At 67.3% G+C, this 24,263-nt stretch carries 25 protein-coding genes, 1 tRNA gene and 1 pseudogene; 14 read left to right on the top strand and 13 right to left on the bottom strand.

Annotated features, from left to right (window positions below):
- Positions 1-35 precede the first annotated feature (35 nt).
- The gene (locus GLP40_RS33415) at positions 36-182 is read left to right on the top strand and encodes a hypothetical protein (protein ID WP_196054843.1); all 147 of its coding nucleotides are present in this window, start codon (positions 36-38) and stop codon (positions 180-182) included.
- A 2-nt stretch (positions 183-184) separates the two neighbouring features.
- Positions 185-436: a hypothetical protein gene (locus GLP40_RS33420; protein ID WP_196054844.1), complete on the top strand. Its 252-nt coding sequence runs from the start codon at positions 185-187 to the stop codon at positions 434-436.
- A gap of 67 nt (positions 437-503) precedes the next feature.
- On the opposite strand, the gene GLP40_RS29500 is transcribed toward GLP40_RS33420, so the two are convergent.
- Positions 504-1,427, bottom strand: coding sequence for a tetratricopeptide repeat protein (locus GLP40_RS29500; RefSeq protein ID WP_230330061.1), 924 nt, complete (start codon positions 1,425-1,427; stop codon positions 504-506).
- Between the two features lie 183 nt (positions 1,428-1,610).
- Between GLP40_RS29500 and mihF the strand changes: the two genes are divergently transcribed.
- The gene (mihF, locus tag GLP40_RS29505; protein ID WP_154791289.1) at positions 1,611-1,925 is read left to right on the top strand and encodes an integration host factor, actinobacterial type; all 315 of its coding nucleotides are present in this window, start codon (positions 1,611-1,613) and stop codon (positions 1,923-1,925) included.
- A 140-nt stretch (positions 1,926-2,065) separates the two neighbouring features.
- A tRNA-Leu gene (locus tag GLP40_RS29510) sits at positions 2,066-2,153 on the top strand.
- Positions 2,154-2,400: 247 nt separating this feature from the next.
- Here the strand turns inward: GLP40_RS29510 and GLP40_RS29515 are convergent.
- The 9 genes from GLP40_RS29515 to GLP40_RS29555 form a co-directional block, all read right to left on the bottom strand.
- Complete coding sequence (locus tag GLP40_RS29515) at positions 2,401-2,820, bottom strand: CBS domain-containing protein (protein ID WP_154791290.1); 420 nt, start codon at positions 2,818-2,820, stop codon at positions 2,401-2,403.
- A 371-nt stretch (positions 2,821-3,191) separates the two neighbouring features.
- Complete coding sequence (locus GLP40_RS29520) at positions 3,192-4,130, bottom strand: ribose-phosphate diphosphokinase (RefSeq protein ID WP_154791291.1); 939 nt, start codon at positions 4,128-4,130, stop codon at positions 3,192-3,194.
- Positions 4,131-4,245: 115 nt separating this feature from the next.
- Positions 4,246-4,629 carry an alpha/beta hydrolase family protein gene (locus GLP40_RS29525; protein WP_154791292.1) on the bottom strand — a complete coding sequence of 128 codons (384 nt, stop codon included), beginning with the start codon at positions 4,627-4,629 and terminating at the stop codon, positions 4,246-4,248.
- A 503-nt stretch (positions 4,630-5,132) separates the two neighbouring features.
- Positions 5,133-5,570, bottom strand: a complete 438-nt coding sequence (locus tag GLP40_RS29530) for an Hsp20/alpha crystallin family protein (RefSeq protein ID WP_154791293.1) — start codon at positions 5,568-5,570, stop codon at positions 5,133-5,135.
- 76 nt (positions 5,571-5,646) lie between these two features.
- Positions 5,647-6,054 carry a hypothetical protein gene (locus GLP40_RS29535; RefSeq protein ID WP_154791294.1) on the bottom strand — a complete coding sequence of 136 codons (408 nt, stop codon included), beginning with the start codon at positions 6,052-6,054 and terminating at the stop codon, positions 5,647-5,649.
- On the bottom strand, positions 6,051-8,150 hold the full coding sequence (locus tag GLP40_RS29540) for an amylo-alpha-1,6-glucosidase (protein WP_328290803.1): 2,100 nt from the start codon (positions 8,148-8,150) through the stop codon (positions 6,051-6,053). The genes GLP40_RS29535 and GLP40_RS29540 overlap by 4 nt, the downstream gene beginning before the upstream one ends.
- Entirely contained in the window at positions 8,147-9,397 is a 1,251-nt protein-coding gene (locus GLP40_RS29545) for a glycosyltransferase family 4 protein (RefSeq protein WP_154791295.1), read from the bottom strand. The genes GLP40_RS29540 and GLP40_RS29545 overlap by 4 nt, the downstream gene beginning before the upstream one ends.
- Before the next feature lie 1,103 nt (positions 9,398-10,500).
- A complete protein-coding gene (locus GLP40_RS29550; protein WP_154791296.1) occupies positions 10,501-11,196 on the bottom strand; it encodes an NAD(P)-dependent oxidoreductase in 696 nt (231 codons plus the stop codon).
- An 18-nt stretch (positions 11,197-11,214) separates the two neighbouring features.
- A complete protein-coding gene (locus GLP40_RS29555) occupies positions 11,215-11,565 on the bottom strand; it encodes an NADPH-dependent FMN reductase (protein ID WP_154791297.1) in 351 nt (116 codons plus the stop codon).
- 205 nt (positions 11,566-11,770) lie between these two features.
- Between GLP40_RS29555 and GLP40_RS35175 the strand changes: the two genes are divergently transcribed.
- From GLP40_RS35175 to GLP40_RS29575, 4 genes are all read left to right on the top strand, one after another.
- Positions 11,771-12,217 (top strand): respiratory nitrate reductase subunit gamma, encoded by a 447-nt coding sequence (locus tag GLP40_RS35175; RefSeq protein WP_154791298.1) that lies wholly within the window; start codon positions 11,771-11,773, stop codon positions 12,215-12,217.
- Between the two features lie 76 nt (positions 12,218-12,293).
- Entirely contained in the window at positions 12,294-13,610 is a 1,317-nt protein-coding gene (locus GLP40_RS29565; protein WP_154791299.1) for a phthiocerol/phthiodiolone dimycocerosyl transferase family protein, read from the top strand.
- Between the two features lie 14 nt (positions 13,611-13,624).
- Positions 13,625-13,819, top strand: a complete 195-nt coding sequence (locus tag GLP40_RS29570) for a ferredoxin (protein ID WP_154791300.1) — start codon at positions 13,625-13,627, stop codon at positions 13,817-13,819.
- Positions 13,815-15,059: a cytochrome P450 gene (locus tag GLP40_RS29575; RefSeq protein ID WP_328290818.1), complete on the top strand. Its 1,245-nt coding sequence runs from the start codon at positions 13,815-13,817 to the stop codon at positions 15,057-15,059. The genes GLP40_RS29570 and GLP40_RS29575 overlap by 5 nt, the downstream gene beginning before the upstream one ends.
- Positions 15,060-15,081: 22 nt before the next feature.
- On the opposite strand, the gene GLP40_RS29580 is transcribed toward GLP40_RS29575, so the two are convergent.
- Complete coding sequence (locus GLP40_RS29580) at positions 15,082-16,161, bottom strand: hypothetical protein (RefSeq protein WP_154791302.1); 1,080 nt, start codon at positions 16,159-16,161, stop codon at positions 15,082-15,084.
- Between the two features lie 91 nt (positions 16,162-16,252).
- Between GLP40_RS29580 and GLP40_RS34175 the strand changes: the two are divergent.
- The 5 genes and pseudogenes from GLP40_RS34175 to GLP40_RS29600 form a co-directional block, all read left to right on the top strand.
- A pseudogene (locus tag GLP40_RS34175) lies at positions 16,253-16,372 on the top strand (proline dehydrogenase); the annotation flags it as partial.
- A gap of 231 nt (positions 16,373-16,603) precedes the next feature.
- The gene (locus GLP40_RS29585) at positions 16,604-18,031 is read left to right on the top strand and encodes an amino acid permease (protein WP_154791303.1); all 1,428 of its coding nucleotides are present in this window, start codon (positions 16,604-16,606) and stop codon (positions 18,029-18,031) included.
- 135 nt (positions 18,032-18,166) lie between these two features.
- Positions 18,167-19,051: an ABC transporter ATP-binding protein gene (locus tag GLP40_RS29590; RefSeq protein WP_230330062.1), complete on the top strand. Its 885-nt coding sequence runs from the start codon at positions 18,167-18,169 to the stop codon at positions 19,049-19,051.
- Entirely contained in the window at positions 19,051-19,845 is a 795-nt protein-coding gene (locus tag GLP40_RS29595) for an ABC transporter permease (protein ID WP_154791304.1), read from the top strand. The genes GLP40_RS29590 and GLP40_RS29595 overlap by 1 nt, the downstream gene beginning before the upstream one ends.
- A gap of 115 nt (positions 19,846-19,960) precedes the next feature.
- The gene (locus GLP40_RS29600) at positions 19,961-20,782 is read left to right on the top strand and encodes an acyl-CoA thioesterase (protein ID WP_230330063.1); all 822 of its coding nucleotides are present in this window, start codon (positions 19,961-19,963) and stop codon (positions 20,780-20,782) included.
- Here GLP40_RS29600 and GLP40_RS29605 read toward each other — a convergent pair.
- Positions 20,772-21,701, bottom strand: coding sequence for a DMT family transporter (locus tag GLP40_RS29605; protein WP_328290804.1), 930 nt, complete (start codon positions 21,699-21,701; stop codon positions 20,772-20,774). The genes GLP40_RS29600 and GLP40_RS29605 overlap by 11 nt on opposite strands.
- A 444-nt stretch (positions 21,702-22,145) precedes the next feature.
- Here GLP40_RS29605 and GLP40_RS29610 point away from each other — a divergent pair, with 444 nt between their 5' ends.
- The gene (locus GLP40_RS29610; protein WP_154791306.1) at positions 22,146-22,655 is read left to right on the top strand and encodes an Lrp/AsnC family transcriptional regulator; all 510 of its coding nucleotides are present in this window, start codon (positions 22,146-22,148) and stop codon (positions 22,653-22,655) included.
- Between the two features lie 15 nt (positions 22,656-22,670).
- Here GLP40_RS29610 and ald read toward each other — a convergent pair whose 3' ends face one another.
- Positions 22,671-23,777, bottom strand: coding sequence for an alanine dehydrogenase (gene ald, locus GLP40_RS29615; protein WP_154791307.1), 1,107 nt, complete (start codon positions 23,775-23,777; stop codon positions 22,671-22,673).
- Positions 23,778-24,263: the final 486 nt, after the last annotated feature.

Below are 24,263 nucleotides of genomic sequence, written 5' to 3' on the forward strand. Positions count from 1 at the left end.
ACTGGGCCGGCTCGCAGATCACCGATCTGATCGAGGTGCTGGGCGAGATCGACGATCCGGCCGCCCTCCCGCTGGTCGAGGCCACCCGGGTCGCGCTGGAGCGCGTCGCCGACATCGGACTCGGCCTCCTCAGCCTGGACCGCGCCACCTCGACCCTGTCCGCGGTGAGGGCAGGCGCCTGAAGATGATCAAGCATCCGGGCAGCACGCTGGTCGGGATGACCTACATCTTCGACGAACCCAGCGTCGGCCTGTACCCACGCGATCTCGGGCGGCTCAGTCGCATGCTGGAAGCGCTGCGGCACAACGGAAATACGGTCCTGGTCGTCGAGCGTGATCCCGACGTCATCCAGATCGCCGACCATATCGTTGATATCGGACCCCCGCCGGCGCACACGGCGGCGAGGTCGTCTTCACCGGTGGTTTCGCCGAACTGAAGCAGGCCGACTCCCTCACCGGAGCGGGCTACAAATCCGCCGCCCCTGCCCGACACGTCGAAAGCGGTCAGGGCGACTGGGTTTCGGCGGCACTGGCGGCGCGCCAGGCCCGGGCTTCGCCGGCACTGCCGCGGCGGGCGAGCAACTCGGCGAGGCCGGCCATGGCGCGGGAATCGCCGTGGGTCGCGGCAGTGCGCCACCAGTGTTCGGCCTCGCTGTAGTCGCCGCGGCGATAGCGGAATACGCCGAGGTCGTACGCGGCAGCCGGATGCCCGAATTCGGCTGCCTGCGCCCATAGTTGGCAGGCCTGCTCCTCATCGCCCCGCCGCTGCATGGCCACACCCAGCTCGTAGAGGGCGTTCTGGTAGCGGCTGGCCTCGGCCTGCGGTTCCGGGGGCGGCGGGGTGAGGGCGGTGGTGAGTTCCACGACCAGCTCGCCGAAGTCGGGCGGGCCGACGCCGGTGCTGCATCGCAGGACCGTCGAGGTCGATTCGCGGGTGATGAGCATGCCGTAGTTACCGATCCAGGAGACCGTGGCCTCGGTGCGATCGACCCATACCGGGGTCAGGGTGATGGCCGCGTCGCCTTCCTCGGGGCACACCTGGAGCTCGATGCCAGCCGCCATGGCATCGCTCCACACGTCAACCCCCCTGAGCTGGCGGCCGTCCAGCAACACGTGTCCATGGTCCACGGCGAGCCCGATGCCGAGACTGCGGACGTCTGGGCGCGGGGCAACGCTGCGCAGGGCCAGCCGGACCGTGGTGGGCGAGGCGCCGACGAGTTCCGAATACAACGGGTAGACCTGCGCTCCGTTCCAGGTCACAGGGTCTGCGCTGTCGTATCGGTCCGCAAGCGATAGTTCGGTCGTGGTCGGATCGGCGTACGAGTACGACCCCGTCATCTGCCCCGCCTTCCGCCGGTGCTCGGTGATGTTCGCGCTCACCGTAGTACCGATCCGCGCGTGGCGTTCCGAATTTGCCAGCTCCGCCATCCAGCAAACTACTGGTAGCCTTACCTGTGCCGTACCGGCCATCCGACCGGTGCCCAGTGCCCGTATTTCGCCGGTCGCTCGACGTGTCGGCCACGTCCACGCGGTGTGTCGTACCTGCGGAAGGCCCGGTGTCATGTTGAATCGTCGGCGACGTACCAGCGAACGAGTGAAAGGTAAGGACATATGGCTCTGCCCACCATGACCCCCGAACAACGCTCCGAGGCGCTGGCCAAGGCCGCCGCGGTTCGTAAGGCCCGCTCGGAACTCATCGCGCAGGTCAAGAAGGGGTCGGTCAGCCTCGCCGACGTGCTCAGGCGCGCCGACAAGGAGGACTTGGTCAAGAAGACGAAGGTGGCGGCGGTCATCAAGGCGCTGCCGGGCATCGGCCCGGTCAAGGCGGCCAAGCTGATGGACGAGGCCGAAATCCCCGCCGACCGCCGCATCGGCGGCCTGGGCTCCCGCCAGCGTGCCGCGCTGCTGGAGGCGCTGAAGGCTTGAGAGTCGGGGGTGGCCTGCCGGGTCGCGAATCGGCCCGGCGGCAACCACTCCCGCCGTCTCGAGATGCTCGGTAAAAGATGCAGGAAATCGACCGATTTGGTCCAGACGGTCCGATCCGATAGCCTTGCTGAGCACCACCGGTCCGGGTGGCGGAATGGCAGACGCGCTAGCTTGAGGTGCTAGTGCCCGTATTAGGGCGTGGGGGTTCAAGTCCCCCTCCGGACACCAATGCTGAACCCAGTTTCGGCCCCGACGGCAAGCTGTCGTCGGGGCCGAAACTGTATGTGGGTGCTCGGCCGACACAGGACTGGCGGCGGCGAAGGTCTTGACGCGGCAGCGGCGGTAGATGATCCCGCTGACCACTTCGGCCTGCATCGTGCGGCCGCACGCATCGCAGCGCACCAGTGCCTCGCAGCAGATATTCGCGCGCGAAGGGTTCCGTGGCGGCCGTGGGTCGTGCTCGTTACGGAAGTCGCTATCGACCCGCGTACACACGCTCCACAAAGTCGGCGATCTCGTCCTCGCTCAAGTGCCGAGCGATGTCGACCTCGCTGATCATGCCGACCAATTTCTTGTTCTCGATCACCGGCAGCCGCTTGATCCGATGATTCTCCAGCGCGCGCAGCACCTCATCGACGTCGGCGTTCGCGTCGATCCACCGCGGGGTTCCCTCGCACAGGTCCGAGCATGTCGTTTTCGCTGGATCATGGCCGACGGCAATACATTTCAGCACGATATCGCGGTCGGTGATGATCCCGCACAGTCGTTCGTTCTCATCGCTGACCGGTAGCACGCCGACGTCGAGTTCCTTCATCAGCTGGGCCGCACGTTCGACTGTGTCCTTACGCGAGATCCACTGGGCACCCGGGTGCATGATCTCCTTGGCTGTAGTCATGGTCTACCCTCCTGCTCGAAAGACATGGACTTCATCACCATTGCTTTCCACCGACGTTCGCAGAAGAGGACAAGGTCACGCCGATCGTGGACTTTGCCCGCCCCGGGTTCGCCGGGAGGTCACCGCATGCGGCCAGAAATGGAATCGACCGCGGGCTCGGCTCCCTTCTAGCTGCGCTCGAGCCGAGTCATACGATCCGCCCTTCGGCGGTGGCCGGGTGAGTGCAGCGTGTCACCTGCTGGAATGACTTTCGTCCCATCACGGCTGAGAACTGATCAGCCTTCGATAACGCCCAGGGCATGAGTCGGGCCGCTGTAGGACACAGCCTCACGTCCTCGCTGGCAGCGGCGGCCGCCGCGCTGTCGGCACGGTCATGAGATACTCCACACGGTGCTCACCGGCGGGTGCAGTGCGGCGTTGTCGTGCATGGCCGCGATGGCTTCGGCCAGCAGCGGCGCGATCGAGCACACCTGGAACTCCGGTGGCAGACTCCGGTGCGCGATGGTATCGGTGATCAGTACGTGCCGCAGCCCGAGGCGGTGCAGACGGCCGACTGCGCCGTGCGCGAAGACGCCGTGTGTGGCCGCCACGGTCACATCGGGGGCGGCGTCGTGCACGCGCAGCAGTCCGACCGCGGTTTCGATGGTGGCACCCGTGCTGATCATGTCATCGACGATCACCGGCAACGCGCCCCGTACGTCGCCGATCAACTCCAGTGCCGTGACCGTGGTGCCGCTCTCGCGGCGTTTGCGCACCACCGCAAGCGGATTCGGCGACACTTGCGCGTACTGCTCGGCCAGTTTCACCGCGCCCTCATCCGGGGCGACGACCACTCGCTCGGACAGGGCGATCTCCTGAGCCAGGACGGGAACGGCGGTCAGCGTCTCGGTGGGGATGGGGCAGATCGCCTCGAGGGCTGGAGTGTGTGGATCGATCACGATCAGGCGGTGCGCGCCCGCGGCCGCGATGGCCCGGGTGAACACCGCGACGCCGAGAGCTTGACCCGGGTGGGTACGCCGGTCTTGGCGGGCGTAGCCGAGATACGGCACCACCGCCGTGATGCGGGCGGCGCGAGCGCGTTGACAGGCATCGAGCAGCAATAGCAGTTCGGCGAGGTGGTCGTTGACCGGAGGCGGGGTGGGTTGCACGACGTAAACGTCGCTACCGCCGACGTTTTCGACCGTCGGGAGCAATTCTCCGTCGGGGAATCGGTCCAGGACGGTCTCCGGTGGGCCCGCGCCCAGGTAATTCGCGATGGTAGCGGCCAGCTCGGGGTTGGCGCTGCCGGCGATGATGCGCAGCACGGTCATGGTCGGGCCATGTCCTTTCCAGTTTGGTATGGCCTTCGATACCTTCTGGCCTTCGATACCGTCGTAGTCATCCATACTGTCGCCGCGTGAGCGGCGAATCGTCCCGGCGCCGTGGTCAGCTCAATTGGATCGTGTGCCGGCCCTCGTCGATAGCGCGCCGCATCTCGTTCCGGGATAGTTCGTAACTGCCGCACTCGCAGTAGGCGGGCACCAGATCCTCGGCGAGGATGTCACTGTCGAGCATGTCGACGTAGCGAGTGCCGTGGTGGGCCGCGTGGTGGGCCTCGTCGACGAAATCACGATGTCCGTGCGCGTGTGGGCCGACCGACGACTCGTACACCGCGCCGATCGCGGTGTCGAAAATGGTCGCGACATGGTGGCTACGACCGCACCGCACCCGCAGTAGAGCGTGGTCGTCGCGGGCTTGTCCGAGCTCGTCCACGGCATGGCGAGCAGCTCGGTGGCGTTCGGTCGGGCTCGGATCGGCTGGATGGCTCATGATTTCCTCCGGACTACTGATTCGGATACCGACGACGTCAAGACTTACGGTCGCGTGGCTACGCCCGGCGATCAGGAACAGCATCGGTACCTTCACCCGTGCAAGCGCTTGCCCCTCGGATCCGTTCTGTCGCCCCGGACGACCACCGCATGGACGAATCCCGCACCCGCCCGTGACGCTTTGAAGCCGAGACCGCCAGCAGATGCTCGGAGACCACCAAACCGGCACCGGCGATCAGGCCCGCGTCATGGCGGTCAGCTGACACTTGGACTGCTCGCGATTCAGTCGGTGCCGGTTCGGCAGAAATGAGCTCGTTGTCGGGTCGTCTCATCGAGTCGAACTGAGCGTAGGGTAGGGCCGTTCGTCTCTTTCCCCGACCGCAGCTCGGACCTGGCCACGATCACCGCACCCGGACACTACGTCCCGCTATCGTTCGGCCGGCACGGACCGCCGGGTGCCTGGATGATCGCGATGATTTTCGGGGCCTGGTCAGGTGCGTTGTGTCAGTCGCCCGATTTCACTTCGATCTTCTTGGTCACTTCCTTGGGCTGCTCTTCCATCGGCACGCTGACCGTCAGGATCCCCTTGGCGTACGTGGCGTCGATGTCTTTGTCCTGCGCGCCCGCCGGCAGCGTGACGGTGCGTTCGAAGGATCCGTATCGGAATTCCGATCGCCCCTTCTCTTCCTTCTTCTCGGTGCGCTCGGCCTTGATGGTCAACTGTCCCTCGTGCACGGAAACCTCGACGTCCTTGGCCGGATCGATGCCGGGAATCTCCGCACGCACGACGTAGTGACCGTCTTCGACAGTGTCCTCCACGCGCAGTAGATGCGTTTCGAACGTCGGCGCCCATCCGCCGAATGGCATCAAGGCGGCGTTCCACATGTCCTCGAGATCGGGCAACGTTGTACCCGTCCGACGGTGAACCGGAAGCAGACTCATCTTTTCCTCCGTAGGGTGTCGGAAGCAGTACTGACACAAGCGATCTCACCGCAACCCAGCGCGCTCGGGTAGGGCATCAGGTAGCTGAAAGCATCGACTGTAGTCCTCTGCGGTGTGACCGAAGTCCTGCTTCGCCCATCGCCCGGGCCAGAGTCCCCGCCATCCTGATCGAGGGCAGGGCCGCGGTGTCGATCGACTCGCGGCACAGATGCAACACAATCGTCGCGCACGGCACCGTGTACCGCCGCACGCGCGCCGGGATCGTCTCGGTGCTCGCACCCTCGTATCCGGTTGTGTCGAAGGTCGAGTCGTAGTCGACGGTGTAGCCGCGTGCGGCGAGGTCGAGATCGAGGCCCGCGTCCTGATACCCGTCGCGGTCCGGCGCGCCCGGGAACCAGCCGCTGCTGCCCTGAAGGCGGCGGAGCTGACGCCGCAGATAGAACGAAGGGCGGTTCCGGCCGGGGCCGGAACCGCGTTTGTTCATTTCTGGTTCAGCTGCCAATCCGGCGGCAACCCCTCGACCTTCGCGTCCGTGCCGCAGGCCTCGATGGTCACCGTGGCCGGACCGAGGCGGAGATCGGCGAGCCGGACCGCCCCCGCGCGTTCGGGCAGTCGGGGCGCGATCGTCAGAGTGCGCGCGGGAACGTCGGGTGACAGGCCCAGAAACGACCGCATGAGCAGCAGCGGCGCCGCGCTCGCCCACGCCTGCGGTGAGCACGAGGTGGGATAGGGCACCGGGGAACGGAATTCGGTACGCGAGAAGCCGCAGAACAACTCCGGCGGCCGGGCGTCGAATTCCAGGATGGCCTCCAGCAGCCCGCTCGCCAGTTGAACGCTCAGTTCCAGCGCGCCGGGAATGTGGCCGTATCGCATCAGACCGGCCACCGCGATGGCCGTGTCGTGCGGCCACACCGAACCGGTGTGATAGCCCATGGGATTGAACCGACGCGCGGTGGAAGACAGTGTACGCAAACCGTATCCGCTGTTCACATCCGCGGCGCCGAGCCGCTCGATCAGTTCCGCCGCGCGCTCGTCGGGGACGATACCGGTCCACAGGCAGTGGCCCGGATTGCTCGACACCACATCGACCGGCTGCTTCGCACCGTCCAGCGCCATGGCGTAGCAGCCGCTGTCCGGCATCCAGAACGCCTCGTCGAAACGGCTTTTGAGGTCCGCGGCCTGCGCGCGCAGTCGTTGCGCTGTGACATGATCGCCGCGCGCCTCGGCCAGTTCCGCGCGGCCGAGCCGGGCCGCGTAGACGTAGCCCTGCACCTCGCACAGGGCGATCGGCGGGTCGGCGAGGCGGCCGTCGGCGAAACCGACGGCGTCCCAGCTGTCCTTCCATCCCTGGTTGGCGAGACCACGATCGGTCTTGCGCCGATACTCGACGAAGCCGTCACCATCGAGGTCGCCATCGGAGTCGATCCAGGCCAGCGCCGCGTCCGCCGCCGGAAGCAACTCCTCGACGGCCGCTGCGCCCATACCCCAGCGCCGGCATTCGGCCAGCAGCATGACGAACAACGGGGTCGCGTCGGCGGTGCCGTAGTACACGGCGCCGCCGAGCACCCGATCGCTGCCGGGGCCATAGCGCCGCTCGTGCATGATGCGGCCCGGTTCCTCCTCGGTGATCGGATTCGACTCGACGCCTTGGAGTTTGGCCAGCTGACGCAGAGTTCCCAGGGCCAGGTCCGAATCCAGCAGCAGCGCCATCCAGGAGGTCAGCAGACTGTCGCGGCCGAACAGGGCCATGAACCAGGGCGCGCCGGCGGCCACATAGGACGTGCCGTCGGCGGGGTCGTCCAAGCGCAGGACACCCAGATCGGTCTCGGTGCGCTGCAGAATCGTGTTGAGGCCGACACCGCTGGCGGTGAGAGTGGTGGTCGTGGCGCGCCAGCGGCGAATCTTGTCCGCCGGGCTGTATTCGGCGCCGTCGTCGAAGTTCATCGGGGCGGCGCGATGGTCGATGATGGGTTGGCAGTGCACCACCGTCTGCCAGCTGTCGTGCGCCGGGACCACCACCCGCCAGGCCAGTGAGCCCGGCTGGATCTCGGGGTCCTCGGTGGCGGTGATGACGACACCGCGACCGTGCTGAGCGCGGTCGCTGAGGCGCAGCGCATGGTCGGCGGCGGCCGACTCGCCACCGCCACCGCTGACCCGGCCCTCCTTGACCGCGAACAGATCCGCGAAATCCGCCTCGGCGGCGAGGGTCACCATCAGGGCGGTGTCCTCGTCGCCGAGATTGCGCACGGTGATGATCTCCCGCATGCCCTCACCCACGATGCGCCGGCGCTGTACCAGCACCGTGGCGTCGGTAATACCGTGCGGTGGCGGTTTGCGTGCGACGAAGCGCGCCCGGAACGGCTCCCGCAGCACTACCGAAAGCTGTTCCGGTGGAAGGCCGTCCACGCGCAGCTCCCATCGGGTCAGGATGCGCGCGTCCCGGTAGAACAAACCGTGGGCGGTGCCCGGGTGAATGTCCCCGAGCTGGTCGGACAGGCAGAAGGTGCCCGCCGCGACCAGTGTGACGACGCCGGCGCCGCCCTCGATCAGGACGGGCGGGCCGGCATTGAATACGCTCACGGGCGACCGCCCGGCACCTGCGTGCTGAGGGCCCGCGACGTGGTCGGCGCCCGCACGCCGGTAAGCAGGACAGCGGGTCGCGGCGCCCGCTCCGCTGCCAGCTCGATCGCCCGGTGGTAGGCCGTTTCGTAGCCCTGCGCGAAAAGGTCTGTGGCGAAGAGCTTTTCGACCCGCTCCCGGCAGGCGTAGGGGTCGATCTCGTCGGCGCGGGCGATGGCGTCGGGCAATTCGGCCGGATCGTCGCAGATCCATCCGGTCACGCCGTGTTCGACGACCTCCTCCACCGCGCCGCCGCGCAGTGCGATCACCGGGGTACCGCAGACCATGGCCTCGATCATCACGATGCCGAAGGGTTCCTCCCACCGGATGGGAAACAGCAGACAGCGCGCTCCGGCGAGCAGGTGGCGCTTGGCGGTGGCGTCGGCCTCGCCGAACACGTCATCGGTGTCGGTGAGCAGCGGAGCGACGGACTTGCCGAAGAATTCGCGCTCGGGTGGTTCGTTGCATTTGCCCGCCAGGATCAGCCGCATCCCGGCCTCGTGCGCGGCCTCGAGCGCCAGGTGGGCGCCCTTGTAGGGGGCGTAACGACCCAGAAACAGTGCGTAGTCGAGCTTTTCGGTACGGAACGGCCACTCTTCCGGCCGAATCGCGTTGTGCACGCGGCCGATCCAGTTCAGATCCGGTGCCAGCGCGCGCTGCCGATCGCTGATCGCCACGAGCCGCACACTGTGGTCGAATGACTGGTAGTAGTCGCGCATGTCGGGGTCGACCGGACCGTGCACGGTGACGACGGTGGGAATGCCGAGCATCCGGTATGCGGCCGCATTGCCTGGACCGGCGAAGGTGTGATCGTGCACGACGTCGACGGGGTCCTCGGCGTGTAACGCCTCGACGATCTGCCAGGCCTTCATGGCATTGACGATCTCCGGGTACGGCTCGCCGAGCCGCTGGGTGAGCACCTCGTCCCAGACCCGGATGAATCGGGCCTTCGTGCCGGGCCGGCCGGCGCCCAGCAAGGTGACGCGATGGCCGTGGTCGACCAGCTCGTCGGCGAGCGTGGCGACGACCGCCTCGACACCGCCGTAGCCCGCCGGCGGGATGTCGAAATACGGTGGAGCGACGAGAACGATATGCAGCGAGCGGTTCTCGGAATTGGCGGGGCTGAACAGTGAAGAACTTTCGGGCTGAAGCTTCAGAAATTCGAGGGCGTTCTCGAGTGATGCATCGTACGAAAGTCCGCTACTCATTTCGAAACTCCTCGGTGTGAGTTGAACTGAGCCAAACCCTGATATACCGTGACACGAACACCGCTGGTCGGCAAGGGCTGTTTGTCCGATTTGACCTGTTGTGATTCAAAAGTTATTTCGATGTTTATCTACCCGAATGCAGGGAAGTCCTATCATCCCCGCGGACCATGAAGCGCATTTTTAGCATCGATAATTCGCTAAAATTCGACGGCCGAGCGGGCGCTGAGCGGCTTTCGTTGTTTCTTGATCGAGCGCCCGATTCGGTCAGTGCGCGGGCACGTCCGGGAAGCCGAGCATCGCGATGAGAGCCGGATCGTGGACGGCGATCAGGCGGGATACACCGGTCACGGCCGGGGGTCAGGGCCACGGTCCGGTTCCGCCGGGACACGCCCGCGTCCCAGTGGTACTCGAGAGCGGCGGGTCGTCCAGTGGCGGTGGTGGGGGAGCATCCGCCGGTCGTCGGGGCGCGCCCATCACGTACGCGCCGAGCATGTGGATACAGTTCACGCGCCCCTCCTGCCGGTCACGGCACGGGTCGCTTCCAGGGTGGAGCCCGAGCGCACCGGCTGTTCGAGCAGACCGGCTCGGCACTGCTCGAAGGCGGGGATGAAGCCGTCGAGCAGTGCCCGTTCCCGGTGGTCGGTTTCAGCGATTCGCCGGGCTCGGGGGACAATTCGCCCAAGCGGACATGGCGCAGGCCCGCCTTGACCGTCGCGATCCCGGTGCCGAGGATCTGCTCGGTTCGGCCGCCGAGGGCGCGGCACCTCACGCAGGATGGGGCTCACGCGCTGGCGGGGCGGTCAGGTGCCGTAGTTTCCGATGACCGTCATCGCAGCGAATCCCGCTCCACAACCGCCGCGGCCGGATCGTCGGCGGGGGAGAGACCGGGTCGTCGGGAACGGCTCGAGTCGCGAAACCACCCCCGGCGCAACGAGACTCGGTGGACGTTCCGGTCCGTCGCGGGGACCGGCCAGGCCCGACGGCGGTATCCGAATCCGGCGTGGCCCCGTGGCGGTCGGACAGGCATGGCCGGCGATCTTGCAGAGCCGGAACCGAATCGACGCGCGGCGTTCGAAGCCCGCGGCCAGTGACACGTAGCGGATTCAGCTCCTGGCCATGGCTTCCTGCCGAATCCACCGGAACAGGGGCGGGTTGTCGGTGGTGGTGATGACGCTGACGGTGGCGCGGACGAAGCGGTCGCTGTCGGCGAGGGACAGCAGGCTGGCGGCGAGGTCGGTGCGGGAGGTGAAGCGGCCATCGGCGAAGCCCTCGACGATGGTGTAGTCAGTGACCGCCGGCAGATGGTAAAGGCCGCTCGGGCGCACGACCGTCCAGTCCACATCGCTTGCCCTGAGGAACTCTTCCATGCGGCGCATGTCGTCGTAGATGGACTTGCCTGCCACACCGGTGACGAAGGGGATCATGACCCGATTGAAGAAGAACCCGCCGTCGGAGTAGGGCTGCGGGTCGACTCCGGCCGAGCTGACCACGGCCAACCGCCGGACGCCGTGCCGCTGCATGGCGGCGACGATGTTGGCCGCGCCCTGGGAGTAGGTGGTGATCGGCTCCTTGCTCGGCGGCGCTCCGAGCGTCGAAAGCACGGCGTCGCTCCCGGCCACCGCGGCATCCACGGCCCCCGGGTCGAGGACATCGGCGGCGATCACCTCGAGCCGATCGTGGCGCAGCGGAAACGAATCCGGCTGCCGGGTGACCGCGGCGACGTGGTGTCCGGCGTCGAGGGCCTGGGCGGTCAGCAGGCGGCCGGTCGGACCATTGGCGCCGAAGACGATGATACGCATGGGTTTTGCCTCCTTGGGCTACGAAACGGTTGCGGGGACGGGGGTGTGCAGTGGGGCGAGGGCGCGGGACCAGGCCAGCAGTTCGTCGATGAGGCCGTGCAGGGCGGCGGCTTGCGCCGGCTGGGGTCGGAATTCGGTGAAGTTCACGAAGTCCTCGCGCAGCGTCAGGGCCGGCTGGGAGCGGATGTCGGCCATGCGGAGGTGGGTGGGTTCGTCCAGTAGGGGCAGCTGGTAGCCCGCCAGGTCGACCAGCTCGAATTCGGCTGCCTCACCCGCATATTCGACCGCGAGATCCCGGACGCAGCGGGCCGCGTTCCCGCCATTGCGCCCGGGGCGCGTGCTGCCGATGATGACGCCGATGCTGGTCATATCGCTTACTCCTCGGGTGTTGACGCTCGACGGACACAAGTTGCCGACGACTCCGTTTCTGTGACACCCCGGCCGAGTGACGTGCGCCACTGGGCAGCCTGCCGAACGGTCCGGGCCGCCGGGCCGTCTTCCCCCTCCGCGAGCACTTCAGCGCGGCGAGCCCTCGAAATGGCTGCGCGCCCTGAGATTTCGACGATCGAACGGAATGGCTGACGGAGACGAGGGCTCGCCGGAGCGGTGGACGCCAGCGGGAGGCGCTGGATCGGCTCGGAGCGGTCGGGATCACTGGCCGAGATCATCGGTGCTGTATCCGCTGCTCCTCGCCGCGCTCGTCACGGGGATGCTCGAGGCGAGAGGAGCAACCTACTGTGGGAGCAGCCCGCGACGTCCGCGACCCCGTATCCCTCTAATTTCGAAGCCTTTTCATCGTCATCCCCATCCGGGACTGATGGCCGGCGTGCCGTGGACGTGCCGGCTGCGCGGTCTCGTGGTGCCGGTCCTCATCAAGATCTGGCCCTCAACCCGCCTGGTTCACCTGCTCGGCGCGCCGTTCGGATGTCTCCGCGGTCCACCTATCATCGATCGCGACAAGACGGGCAATAGTTGTGTGCCGGAGGGTAATCGGCCGTTCGAGGTCGATACCGGTCGCTGACAATCGGCACTGAAGATTGTCCCCGTCGTGTGTATGGTCGCTACGGCAAGCATCACGCACGGAGGCCGGTTCAACGATGACCACACAACGCCCGCTATCTCTGTTCGAGATAAGGCATTTCGACCGAGAGATCCGGTGGGGCAACCTGCCGAAGGCCGATGTGCCGCTCTTCATCAGCAGCACCGTACGCGGAGAAGTCGATCTCGAGGTACTGCGGCGGGTGCTGGCCGAACTGGCCGCCGGGCATGTGCTGCTGCGGGCCGAGGTGATCACGGAGGCGGGCAGTGTCCCGCGCTTCGAGGTGCGCGAGGACTTCGAGCCGGCCCTCGATGTCGCCGAGGGCGGCGAGGACGCCTACCTGGCGCTGCTGAACGCCGAACAGGACTGGAGCCGCGGTCTTTTCCAGGCGCGCGTCCTGCGCGAGGCGGACCGCACCCAGATCGTATTGATCCTGCACCACGGCATGTCCGACGGCCGCTCAGCCTTCGCCCTGGTCAGTGAGATGTGGCAGCGCTATGCCGCCCAGCTGGCGGGTTCGCCGCTGCCGGTGTCGGATGCGGATTCCGAGCTGGTCGACGGCGTCGACGACCAGTTGGGTCGCAGCCTGACCGAGGAGCAGGTCGACGAATTCCTCGCCCAGCTGCGCGCCATCGCCGCCACTGCGGACCCGGCGCTCGCACCGCGGGAGCTGCCGCGCGACGGGGACGGCACCACTGCCGATCCGCTGGGCCGGATCGCCTTGCAGCGCATCGAATTGACCGCGGAGGAGACCGCCGACCTCGTCGCCGCCGCCCGCGCGCACGAGGTGTCAGTGAACAGTCTGCTGGCCGGTGCGGCGCTGGCGGTGGTCCGCGCCCACCTCGGCATCGACGCCGCGCCGGTGCCGATGGTGTGCGGGCACGCGGTGGACGTGCGCTCGGAACTGGTTCCGCCGCTGACCGAGTCGAACGTCCTCAACTGTGTGGGCGGAGTGGCCACCCCGGTCTTCGCGGCCGCAAACGCCGATCCGGTCGAGCTGGCCCGGATGGTCGAGATGGGCATGCGGGCCGCGCTCGACGCGCACTTCCCGGCCCTGTTCCTGCGGGCCTCGCAGCGCGAGCTGGATCCGGAGATCGGCGCGCTCTTCGCCGCGCCGCCGACGCTGGGCTTCTCCAATGTCGGACGCGTGCCCGCGCATCCGCTGCCCGCGGGCCTGGAGAGCGTGCGTGACGAGATGTTCGCCATGGCGCTGGGCATGCCGCCGAAGATGACCGTGTTCACCGTCGGTGACCGGCTCACCATCCAGGTCGAGTTCGACACGGCGTGGAACAGCTACGCGCAGATGGGTCCGATCACCGAGGCGATGCGCGCGCAGGTCGACAACCTGCGCGCCGCCCACGCCGTGCGCGGCTAGCGCCGGGTTGCGGCATGAAAGTCGCTGTCAGCCAAGACAAGTGCATCGCAGCAGGTCAGTGTGTGCTGCGGGCCGATCGAGTGTTCGATCAGCGTGACGACGACGGCGTCGTGGTGCTGCTCGACGAGAATCCGGCGGCACAGCAGGCTCCGGCCGTGCGCCTGGCCGCCGAATTCTGCCCAGCCCAAGCAATACAGATCGAGGATTGACCGAACCATGTCTGAATCCAGCACCGAGGCCACCGCCGAACCGACCTTCTATCCCGGTCGTCGGTCGGCGAGCTGCCCGTTCGTGCCCGCGGCGGAGATTCGCGAACTCGCCGCCGCCGGGCCGATTTCCAAGGTTCGGACCTGGGAAGGCAAGCAGCCGTGGCTGATCACCGGCTACACCGAGGCGCGTGAGCTGTTCGCCGACCCGCGGGTCAGCGCCGACAACCACCACCCGTCCTACCCGCACATCCACGAGGGCATGAAGGCGGTCGCGGAGCTGAGCCCGCGGACCATGTTCAATACCGACGGCCAGGAACACGCCCGCTACCGGCGCATGCTGGCCAAGCCGTTCACCCCCAAGCGGCTCGAGGCCATGCGGCCCAATATCCAGAAGCACATCGACGAGACCATCGACGCCATGCTGGCGGCGGGCAATTCGGCGGATCTGGCGACCGCGCTGGCGCTGCCGGTGCCGTCGCTGATGATCTGCGAACTGCTCGGCGTCCCGTACGAGGACCACGCGTTCTTCCAGGAGGCCACCGAACTCGGCTTCGGCGGAAATGCCACCGCGGAGGAGCAGCAGCAATCGACCCTCGAGATGCTGGGCTTCCTCAACAAGCTCATCGAGGCCAAGACCGAGAACCCGGGCGAGGATCTGCTCTCGGACGTGGCCGAGCTGGTGCGCGACGGTGAGCTGCAGGTGTGGGAGGCCTCGCTGCAGACGGTCGGCATCCTGGTCGCCGGGCACGAGACCACCGCGAACATGATCACGCTGGCCGTCATCGCGCTGCTGGACCGGCCCGAGCAGCTGGCCGTCGTTCGCGACACCGAGGACCCGCAGGTGCTCGGCAACGCGGTCGATGAGCTGATCCGCTACATGAGCATCGTCGACACCGGACTGCGCCGGGTGGCCGTCGAGGACATCAAGGTCGGCGGCGAGGTCATCCGGGCGGGCGACCCGATCGTGTTCGATCTGGCCACCGCGAACTGGAACGCGGAGGTCTTCCCCGAGCCGGGCACCCTCGACCTGACACGCCCGAATGCCACCCAGCACTTGGCCTTCGGCTCGGGCCGGCACCAGTGCATCGGGCAGCAGCTGGCGCGCATCGAGCTCGGCATGGTGTTGCAGACGCTGTTCCGCCGCATTCCGACCCTGCGCCTGACGGTGCCGACCGAGCAGATCGACTTCAAGTATGACGCCATGGTCTACGGCGTGCGATCGCTGCCCGTCGAGTGGTGATGCGGTAACCCCTGCCCCGCCGTCAGGGCAGGGCACGCAGCCACAGCCTGCTGCGGTCGGCGTCGGTGGTGGCCAGCAGCAGGCCGGAGGGCAGGGCGATCATGCGCGCCGCCGGGGCCATGGCAGGTAGGGAAATCTGTTGCCAGTCGGTGCAATTCGAGCCCACCGAGACCAGCTGCACCACGTGATCAAGGGCTACCAGGCTCAGTACGCGTGTGGCGGTGGGGAGAACCTGAAGGACATCGACGGTCCGCGCGCCGGGGCCCGGAACGGCCTCGGCGCCGGTGGACGGCCAGCACAGCACGTGCGGGGCGGCACCGATGGATTGACCGAAAACGGTGCAGGTGGTGCCGCAGCCCACGCGGGCGGCGACGGCATCGCTGCCGTGGAGCTCATGGCGCTGCCATTCGATGCCATCGGGCGAGGTCCACGCCAGCGGCCGAAGGATACTGTCGCGCAACGTTTCCCCGACGATGACGAACCCCGCGGGACCCGTGCCGACCCCGGCGACGCCGGTCTGTTCGCCAGGGGCCGAGGACAGCGCCGGATCGTCCGCGTGACGCTGCCAGTCCGCGCCGTTCGCGGAAGTCCAGACCGCGGCGCCGTAGCGGCCCGAGGGACCATCCCAGCCGCCCACCAGCAGATCTGTGCCGCCCCGCGCTGCGGCGGCGGTCACCGCGATGGCGTGCGGACCACCGAACATCTCCATAACCTGCGCGTGCTCGGTCAGGCCGTGGACATCCCCGCTCCAGATGGTCATGCGCGGATTGCTGTGCGCACCACCGAAAGCCCGGCCGAGCACCGTCGTGTGTTCGCCCGCGCCCGCCGAAATCAATTCCGCCAGTGCGCCATACGGGCTGTCGGGCCGGACGGGGACCGTCTTCCACTGTGTGCCGTCGATGGAGGACCACGCGGCCGGGGCGCGCCCGTCACCGGAAGGTACCGAGCCCAGGGCCAGGACGCCGTCGGGCGTGGGCGCGAACTCGAGAATCCGCGCACCACGTTGGGGCAGGGACAGTTCGCGCCAAGGCGAATCCGATGTCCGCGCAGCGCATCCGACCGTCAGGGCCAGCACCCAGACCAGGACGATTGACCACTTCATTGAAAAAGGGTGCCAGGCCAAATCGATGACGGCATGGTTCCGGGAATTTTCGCATCGACCAGACCGTCGCGCCGAGGCAAATCCGGCGGCCTACGGCATCCGCGACGGGAAGCGGCGACGGCTGGCGTGCCTGCGCATCTATGTGCTCCGCGGCTACCGGTGGTACGGCTACTTCCTGCGTCGGCTCGCCGAGCGTCCGGCGAATCTGGCGTTGTCCTCGAGCTCGTCCCCGCGGGCGCACAGCATTGAATCGATCCGGCTACCGGGCGGCTCGGCGGGAGACGCGGGGCAGGCCGTGTTGGCCGGTCGGACAATAATTCTGAATCTTATTCGACCAACCGCCCGATCACAGCGTCGGACATGGTCCGATTAGTTGAGCCAGCTCGAGTGTGACCTGCGTTACTGCGGTACTGCGATGCGCAGCGGAACGAAAGGATCCCGCATGTCTTTCGCGGAGTTGCGCGGCCAGATTCTGCGCCGCAAGCCGATCTCGGAGGTAGAGGACGTCACCCCCACGGACGAGCGGCTGTCGAAGCACCTCGGCCTGTGGCAGCTGACGGCCATCGGTGTGGGCGGCATCATCGGCGCGGGCATTTTCGCCCTGGCCGGGTCGGTCGCTCACAATACGACCGGACCCTCGGTCCTCCTCTCGTTCCTGATCGCCGGCGTGGCCAGTGCGTGCGCGGCGCTGTGCTACGCGGAATTCGCGGGCATGGTGCCCAAGGCCGGGTCCGCCTATACCTACGGGTATGTGTCGCTGGGGGAGCTGGCGGGCTGGTTCATCGGCTGGGACCTGCTACTCGAGTACGTCGCGGTGGCGGCGGTGGTCGCCATCGGTGTGTCCGGGTACTTCAACTTCCTGCTGGATCAGATCGGAATCACCTTGCCGCACTGGATGCTCGGGGCCTCCGGCACCGGCGGCGGGCATGTGGTGGATGTGTTCGCGATCCTGTTCTGCCTGGGCAGCGCGTGGGTGCTGTCGCGCGGTATCAAGAGCGTGGGCCGGTTCGAGACCGTCGCGGTGGGGATCAAGGTGGCGATCGTGCTGCTGATCATCGTGCTCGGCCTGTTCAAGATCGACAGCGCGAATTACCACCCGTATTTCCCCTTCGGCGCCGGGGCGGTGTGGACCGGCGCGGCCACGGTGTTCTTCGCGGTGTTCGGCTACGACGCCATGAGCACCGCGGCCGAGGAGTCCACCGAGGCGAAAAAGCATCTGCCCAAAGCGATCATCTACTCGCTGGCCATCGCCATGGTGTTGTATGTGCTGGCCACGTTGGTGCTGACCGGTATGCAGAAGTACACCGAGATCAGCCCGACCTCCGGCTTCTCCACCGCGTTCAAATCCGCCGGCATGCCGGGTATCGCGAACATCATCGCCGTCGGCGCGATCGTCGGCATCATCACCGTGGTGCTCACCTTCATGTTGGGGGTGACCCGCGTCTGGCACGCCATGAGCCGCGACGGACTGCTGCCGGCCTGGTTCGCCAAGACACACCCGACCCGCCGGGTGCCCACCCGGGTGACCTGGATCGTGGGCTGCGGCTCGGCGATGCTCGCCGGACTGCTGCCCATCAATACCGTTGCGGAGCTGACCAATATCGGCATTCTCATGGCATTCATCGTGGTCAGCGTGTCGGTGATCGTGCTGCGCTATACCCGCCCCGATGAGGCTCGCGAATTCCGGCTCCCGCTCATGCCGGTGGTTCCGGTGGTCGGCATCGGCTTCTCCGTCTACCTCATCTGGTCACTGCCTTGGCAAACCTGGGTCCGTTTCGCGGTCTGGCTGGTGATCGGCCTGATCGTGTATTTCAGCTACTCCCGCTTCAACTCCCGCCTGGCCTGCCCGGCAGCCATGGAAAACGCCTGAGCCACACACCAGTGGGTCCATTCCGCAACGTAATCGTGATCCCGCCTGGCTGAAGTGACGTTTGTCAGTTCGGCGGGGTTCGCTGGACTCTGCTGGCGCGGGGCGGCTCGACGCAACGCTGGGATCATGCCGCCGATGATTGTGATGCGAGGGCTGACCAAGCTCTACGGTCGCGTACCCGCGCTCGCCGACGTGAGCGTCGAGGTGCCGTCCGGGTCGATCTTCGGATACCTGGGACCCAATGGCGCGGGCAAGACCACGACCATCCGCATGCTGGTGGGGCTGATGCGACCGAGCCGCGGTTCGGTGAGCGTCGCGGGCGCGGACACCGTGCGCCGGCGCTCGGACGCACAGCGGAGCATCGGTTATCTCCCAGGGCAATTCGTCGCCTATCCGGACCTGACCGCCGAGCAGTATCTGACCTATATCGGCCGGCTGCGCGGTGGCGTGGACCCCGCCACGCTCCGGCGGCTGGTCGAGCGCCTCGACGTGGATACGTCGCTACGCATCGGCTCGATGTCGCACGGAAACCGGCAGAAGGTCGGCATCGTGCAGGCCTTCATGACCGATCCGGACGTACTCGTGCTCGATGAGCCCACCCAGGGTTTGGACCCGCTGGTCCAGCGCGAGTTCCTGACGCTGCTGCGAGAGGCCCGCGCCGCGGGACGCACGGTGTTCCTGTCCTCGCATGTGCTGTCGGAGGTTCAGGCGGTGGCCGACACCGTCGCGATTCTGCGCCACGGCCGACTCGTGGAGATACAGTCGGTCGCCGCGCTGACCGCGCAGTCGCTGCGGCGGCTCGAACTCACCTTCACCGCCGAGCCTCCGGATCCGGCGCTGCTGCGCGCGGTGGGCGGGGTCCGGTCGGTCAAGAGCGCCGATCACACGATGCATGTCGAGGTGGACGGGTCGACGGCGGAACTGTTGAAGTTCGTCGCGCCCTACGGGGTCGCCGACATCGTCAGCCACGAACCCGACCTCGAAGACGTCTTCCTCACCTACTACGGACAGGACCGCTGATGTTCGGCACGGTGTATTCGAAGTGCCTGCGCGATCAACGGCGCGGGCTGATCGGCTGGAGCCTCGGCATTGTCGCGCTGGTGCTGCTGGAGTCGGCGCTGTGGCCGTCGATCTCACACATCTCCGGATTCCAGGAGCTGTTGAACAACTATCCGGAATCGCTGCGCAAGCTGTTCTCGATCGACGAATTCACCACCGGCACAGGATTTCTCAATACCGAGCTGTACAGCGTGATGCTTCCCATCCTGTTCCTGGTGTTCGCGGTGTCGCGCGGTGCCCGCGCGATCGCCGGTGAGGAGGAGACCGGCACCCTCGAGGTGCTGCTGGTCACCAGGGTGACACCGATACGGCTGCTGCTGGAACAGAGCGCGGTCCTGTTCAGCGGGCTGATCCTGCTCGGCACGGTGCTGTTCACGGCCGTGGTCACGTTCTCGGCGATCTTCGGGATGCATGTCGGAATCGGCGCTGCCGCAACCGGTTCGGTGGCGATGATCGTGCTGGCGGCCCCGTTCGGAGCCGTGGGTTTGGCCGTCGGCGCCGCCACCGGCCGCCGACTGATCGCCCTCGCGGTGGCGAGCGTGCTGGCCGTCGGCGCGTACGTGCTGTACGCGGCGTCGAGGATCGTCGACGCCGTGCGCCCGTGGGGCCCGTGGTCGCCGTTCCACCAGGTACTCACGGTCGGGCCGATGGGTGCGGGCCTGCGGCTCGGCTACCTGTGGCTCGCCGTCGCCGCTGCCGTGTTCATCGTCGCCGCTCTGCCGGTGTTCGATCGCCGCGACATCACGGGGGTGTGACCGCCCGCCTCGGGCGACCTCCTTCGAATAGAACGACCGTTATTGTTGGCGGGGTCTGTGCCCCGGTCACTCGGTCGAGCACATGAATCCGCATGCTCTTCGAAGGAGAACCATCTTGGGGTCGACGACAACCCTCGAGCACCCGTTCGATATCGCCACGGCGCTGACACCGGAGGGCCAAGGCCGATTCGTCGGCCATACCGCGCCCGAGTACTCGAATATGGTGGGCCCATTCGGGGGGATCACGGCCGCCACCATGCTGCGCGCCGTGCTCGACGACCCGCGTTGCTCGGGCAGCCCGCTGTCACTGACCGTCAACTACGCGGGTCCGGTCGCCACCGGAGCGTTCACCATCGACGCCGAGCCTGTGCGGACCAATCGCACCACGCAGCACTGGGTGGTGACGATGCGGCAAGACGACAGCGTGGCCACGACCGCGACCGTGGTGTGCGCGCTGCGCCGTCCGACGTGGTCCGACACCGAGATCAGCCCGCCCGACGCGCCCGCACCGGACGCCCTCGAGGTGGCGGAACTGCCGCAATCGCCTGCGTGGCTGCGGAATTACGATATGCGGTTCGTGGCGGGCCGTGGTCCCTTCGTCGGTGACGGCGCACCGTCACCGACTTCCACCTCCACCCTGTGGGTTCGGGACGCTCCTGCTCGCGCGCTGGATTATCCGGCCATCGCGGCGATGAGCGATGTCTTCTTCCCGCGCGTCATGCTGCGCCTGGGCCGGATGGTCCCCGCCGGCACCGTCTCGCTCACCGTCTACTTCCACGCCGAGATCGACCCGCGCGCGGACCCTGGCCGGTTCGTCCTCGCGACCGCTCGGGCACAACACTTCGGCAATGGATTCTTCGACCAGTCGGCTCACCTGTGGACCGATCAGGGCGCCGCGCTGGCCACCAGCCACCAACTCGTGTACTTCAAGGACTGACAGCCCGCCTCGCCGCCGGGACGGTGAGAAGCGCCAACCCGGCGGCGAGCATGGCCATGCCGGACCAGGACAACATCGGAAGCCGCTCACCCACGACGGTCACACCGAGAACGGCGGCGACCGCCGGCTCGGCCAGGGTCAAGGTGGTGGCGGATTCGACCGTCGTGTGCTGCAGGCCGTAGCCGAAGAGCCGGTAGGCCAGGAGCGTCGTGAAGAGGGCCAGATGGAGGACGACCGCCGCGCCTCGGGCAGTGGTCAGCCAGGTTATGCCGGAGCCGATTACGACGGGCAGGACCAGCAAAGCGGCCACACCGAACATCGTGCCCATGACCTTGCCCGACGAGTGGCCCCGGGCGATGAGAATGCTGCCGATCAGCGAGTAGACGGCGTAAGCGAGGCCCGCGCAGACCGCGAGCACGACGCCGAGACCATCGATGCCCGGTGCCGGGACACCGATCTGCCGTCCGGCGATCAGGACGGCACAACCGATGACGGCCAGTAGTGTGGCCAGCGCCCATCGCGTGGTCGGCCTGCCGCCGCCGGTCAGCCAGGACAGCGGGCCCGCGAGAACAGGTGCGCTGCCGAGGGCGATTACCGTCGCCACGGCGACGCCGGTACGTGCCAGCGCCGGGTAGAACGTGACCGGATATCCGGCCACGGCGCAGGCACCCAGCATCAGCAGCAATCGTTCGGATGTGCTGGGGCGCAGTCGATTTCCACGACGGATCAGAAACAGCAGCAAGCCGCCGAGGGCAAGGCCCGCCGAACCGATTGCGACGGCGGGCGTTCCGGCCGGAGCCAGTGACGCCGCCGTGCCGGTGCTACCCCAGAGAATGGCGGCGGCCAGGATGGGCAGACTGCCACGCCAGGAGGCGGAATGGGCACGAGACGTGGTGAAGGTGGTCGTGCGATTGGGCACTGTCGAGTACTCCGTCGTCGAATTCCGATGGGGGAAGGATTCGAAACGGGCGCACGACGAAAACCAGGCTGCCGTGAGGAGTCAGCCGGGGTGCCGAACGAGGATCAGCCGATGCGCCCGATCACGCGACCGGCGGCGGCGTGACAGCGTGCCAGAAAGTACCCACGCGACGAGTGTACAGGGCGGAAGACCGGGCGATGAGCCGCACCGGGATCATCCGGTGCTGAATCTGGAAGTGGCGCAACGAGCCTTGGCTGCGCACCTGGCGTGCGGCGACGACCGCGACGCGAGGCGGTACTTCGTGCGGCAGGTGCACCAGGTGGAGCGGAGTAGGCACCATGAGCGCGGCGCGACCACCTGGCGCATCTGGGCGATCACGGACTGCAGGCGAAGATTCGATTGATTCAGGCGTACCGCGCGAAGGATTTTCGGTACAGTTCCTCTATGAAGAAGCTTTCTTCAGGATCGAATGTCACAGGTGGAGCGGGGCGGCCGATGCCGCTGGATGCCATCGACCGATTGTTGCTCGATGAGCTGGCCCGTGACGGGCGGATGACCAACAACGCACTCGCGGCGGCCGCGGGAATCGCGCCCTCGACCTGTCTGGGGCGAGTGCGAGCCCTGGTGGAGCACGGGGTGATTCGCGGTTTCCACGCTGATATCGACCCCGCCGCCCTGGGTCGCGATCTACAAGCCATGATCGCGGTGCGAGTGCGCCCGGCGGCTCGCAGCCATCTGGCCGAGTTCGGTGAGCAGATGGCCGCGCTGCCGGAGGTCGAAAACGTGTATTTCATTGCCGGAGCCGACGATTACCTGATCCATGTCGCCACCGCCGACTCCGGCGAGCTGCGCACCTTCGTGCTCGAGCACCTGAGCGCGCATCCCGCCGTCGCGTCGACCGAGACGATCCTGATCTTCGAGCATGTGCGGCCGGGGCGCCGTGCCGCCTCCTGAGCGACGGCGCCCGCCCTAGGCTGCGAGAGGGTGCGCGGCGTAACCATGTGCTGCCGCAACCGATTCCGACAGCAGCTCGCCCCTGTGGGTGCTCAGGCCCGCGGCCAGGCCCGGGTCGGCGGCGACGGCGGCCCGCCAGCCTTTGGCGGCCAAGGCGACCGCGTAGGGAAGTGTCGCGTTGGTGAGGGCCACGGTCGACGTATGAGGCACCGCGCCGGGCATGTTCGCCACGCAGTAGAAGATCGAGTCGTGCACCCGGTAGGTCGGGTCGTCGTGCGTGGTGGCGTGCGAGTCGGCGAAGCAGCCGCCCTGGTCGATGGCGATATCGACCAGCACCGAGCCCGGCTTCATCTGGGCCACCAGGTCGTTGGAGACCAGGGTGGGGGCCTTCGCGCCGGGCACCAGCACCGCGCCGATGACCAGATCGGCCTCGCGCACCAGGTTCTCGACCTCGAGGCGGTTGGACATGATTGTGCGCACCTGGCCCTGGTAGAGGTCGTCGATCTCGCGCAGGCGGTGAATGTTCAAGTCCAGCACCGTGACATCGGCGTGCATGCCGTGCGCGACGGCGATGGCGTTGCGGCCGGATACGCCCGCGCCGATCACCACCACGCGGGCCGGGCGCACACCCGGGACGCCGCCCATGAGCACGCCGCGGCCGCCGCCGCTGCGCATCAGGTGGTAGGCCCCCGCCTGCGGGGCAAGGCGTCCGGCGACCTCGCTCATGGGGGCCAGCAGCGGCAGGGAACCATCGACGGCGGTGACGGTTTCGTAGGCGATGGAGGTGATGCCCGAGGACAGCAGGGCGTCGGTGCACTCCCGGGAGGCCGCCAGGTGCAGGTAGGTGAACAGCACCTGGTCCTGGCGCATGCGCGAATATTCCTCGGCGACGGGCTCTTTCACCTTGAGCACCAGATCGGCGGCGCCCCAGACGTCGTCAGCGATGCCGAGCACCTGCGCGCCGGCGAAGCGGTAGGCGTCGTCCTCGAAGGTGGAGCCGACGCCCGCGCCGGTCTCCACGAACACCTCGTGCCCGCGGGCCACGAGTTCGTGCACACCGGCCGGCGTGCAGGCCACCCGATACTCATGGTTCTTCACCTCGCGGGGAATTCCGATCTTCATCCGCACTCCTGGATCTCTCGACGGGGGTTTCGGCGGGATCGCCGCCAGGAAGTGAGTATGAAGATTGTGCGAGATCAGCGCTATAAATGTGAATAGAATTCTCCATCTGCGCGATAAGTTGCCGGAATCATCGAAGACGGGGGTGCCGGGCGGCTCACGCCGAAGCATCTTCGGCGGTTGCGGCCCTATCGGCTCCGGCAAGCTGTCGTCGGTCGTTCAGCCACCCGCGCGCGGACCGGGCGCGTACACGATCCAGATCGGACTCGCGGCATCTCGTCGGTGAGTTTGGGCGGGCAACGCCCCTACGCCGGTGTTCACGCGAAATTCAGTCGCACAGCCCGGGATGACCGCTGACCGTGTTCGGCCGCTTCCGGGCGACGATCAACAAACCTCCGGCCGCGCGATCGGAGTCGAACCGGGCCGGGAGCGGGCGCGGTAAGCCGTCAGTGAAATGGGCACGCGGGGACGGCGCTTCGCGGCGAGAAT

This window comes from Nocardia aurantiaca, from assembly GCF_009708175.1.
Lineage (GTDB): Bacteria > Actinomycetota > Actinomycetes > Mycobacteriales > Mycobacteriaceae > Nocardia > Nocardia aurantiaca.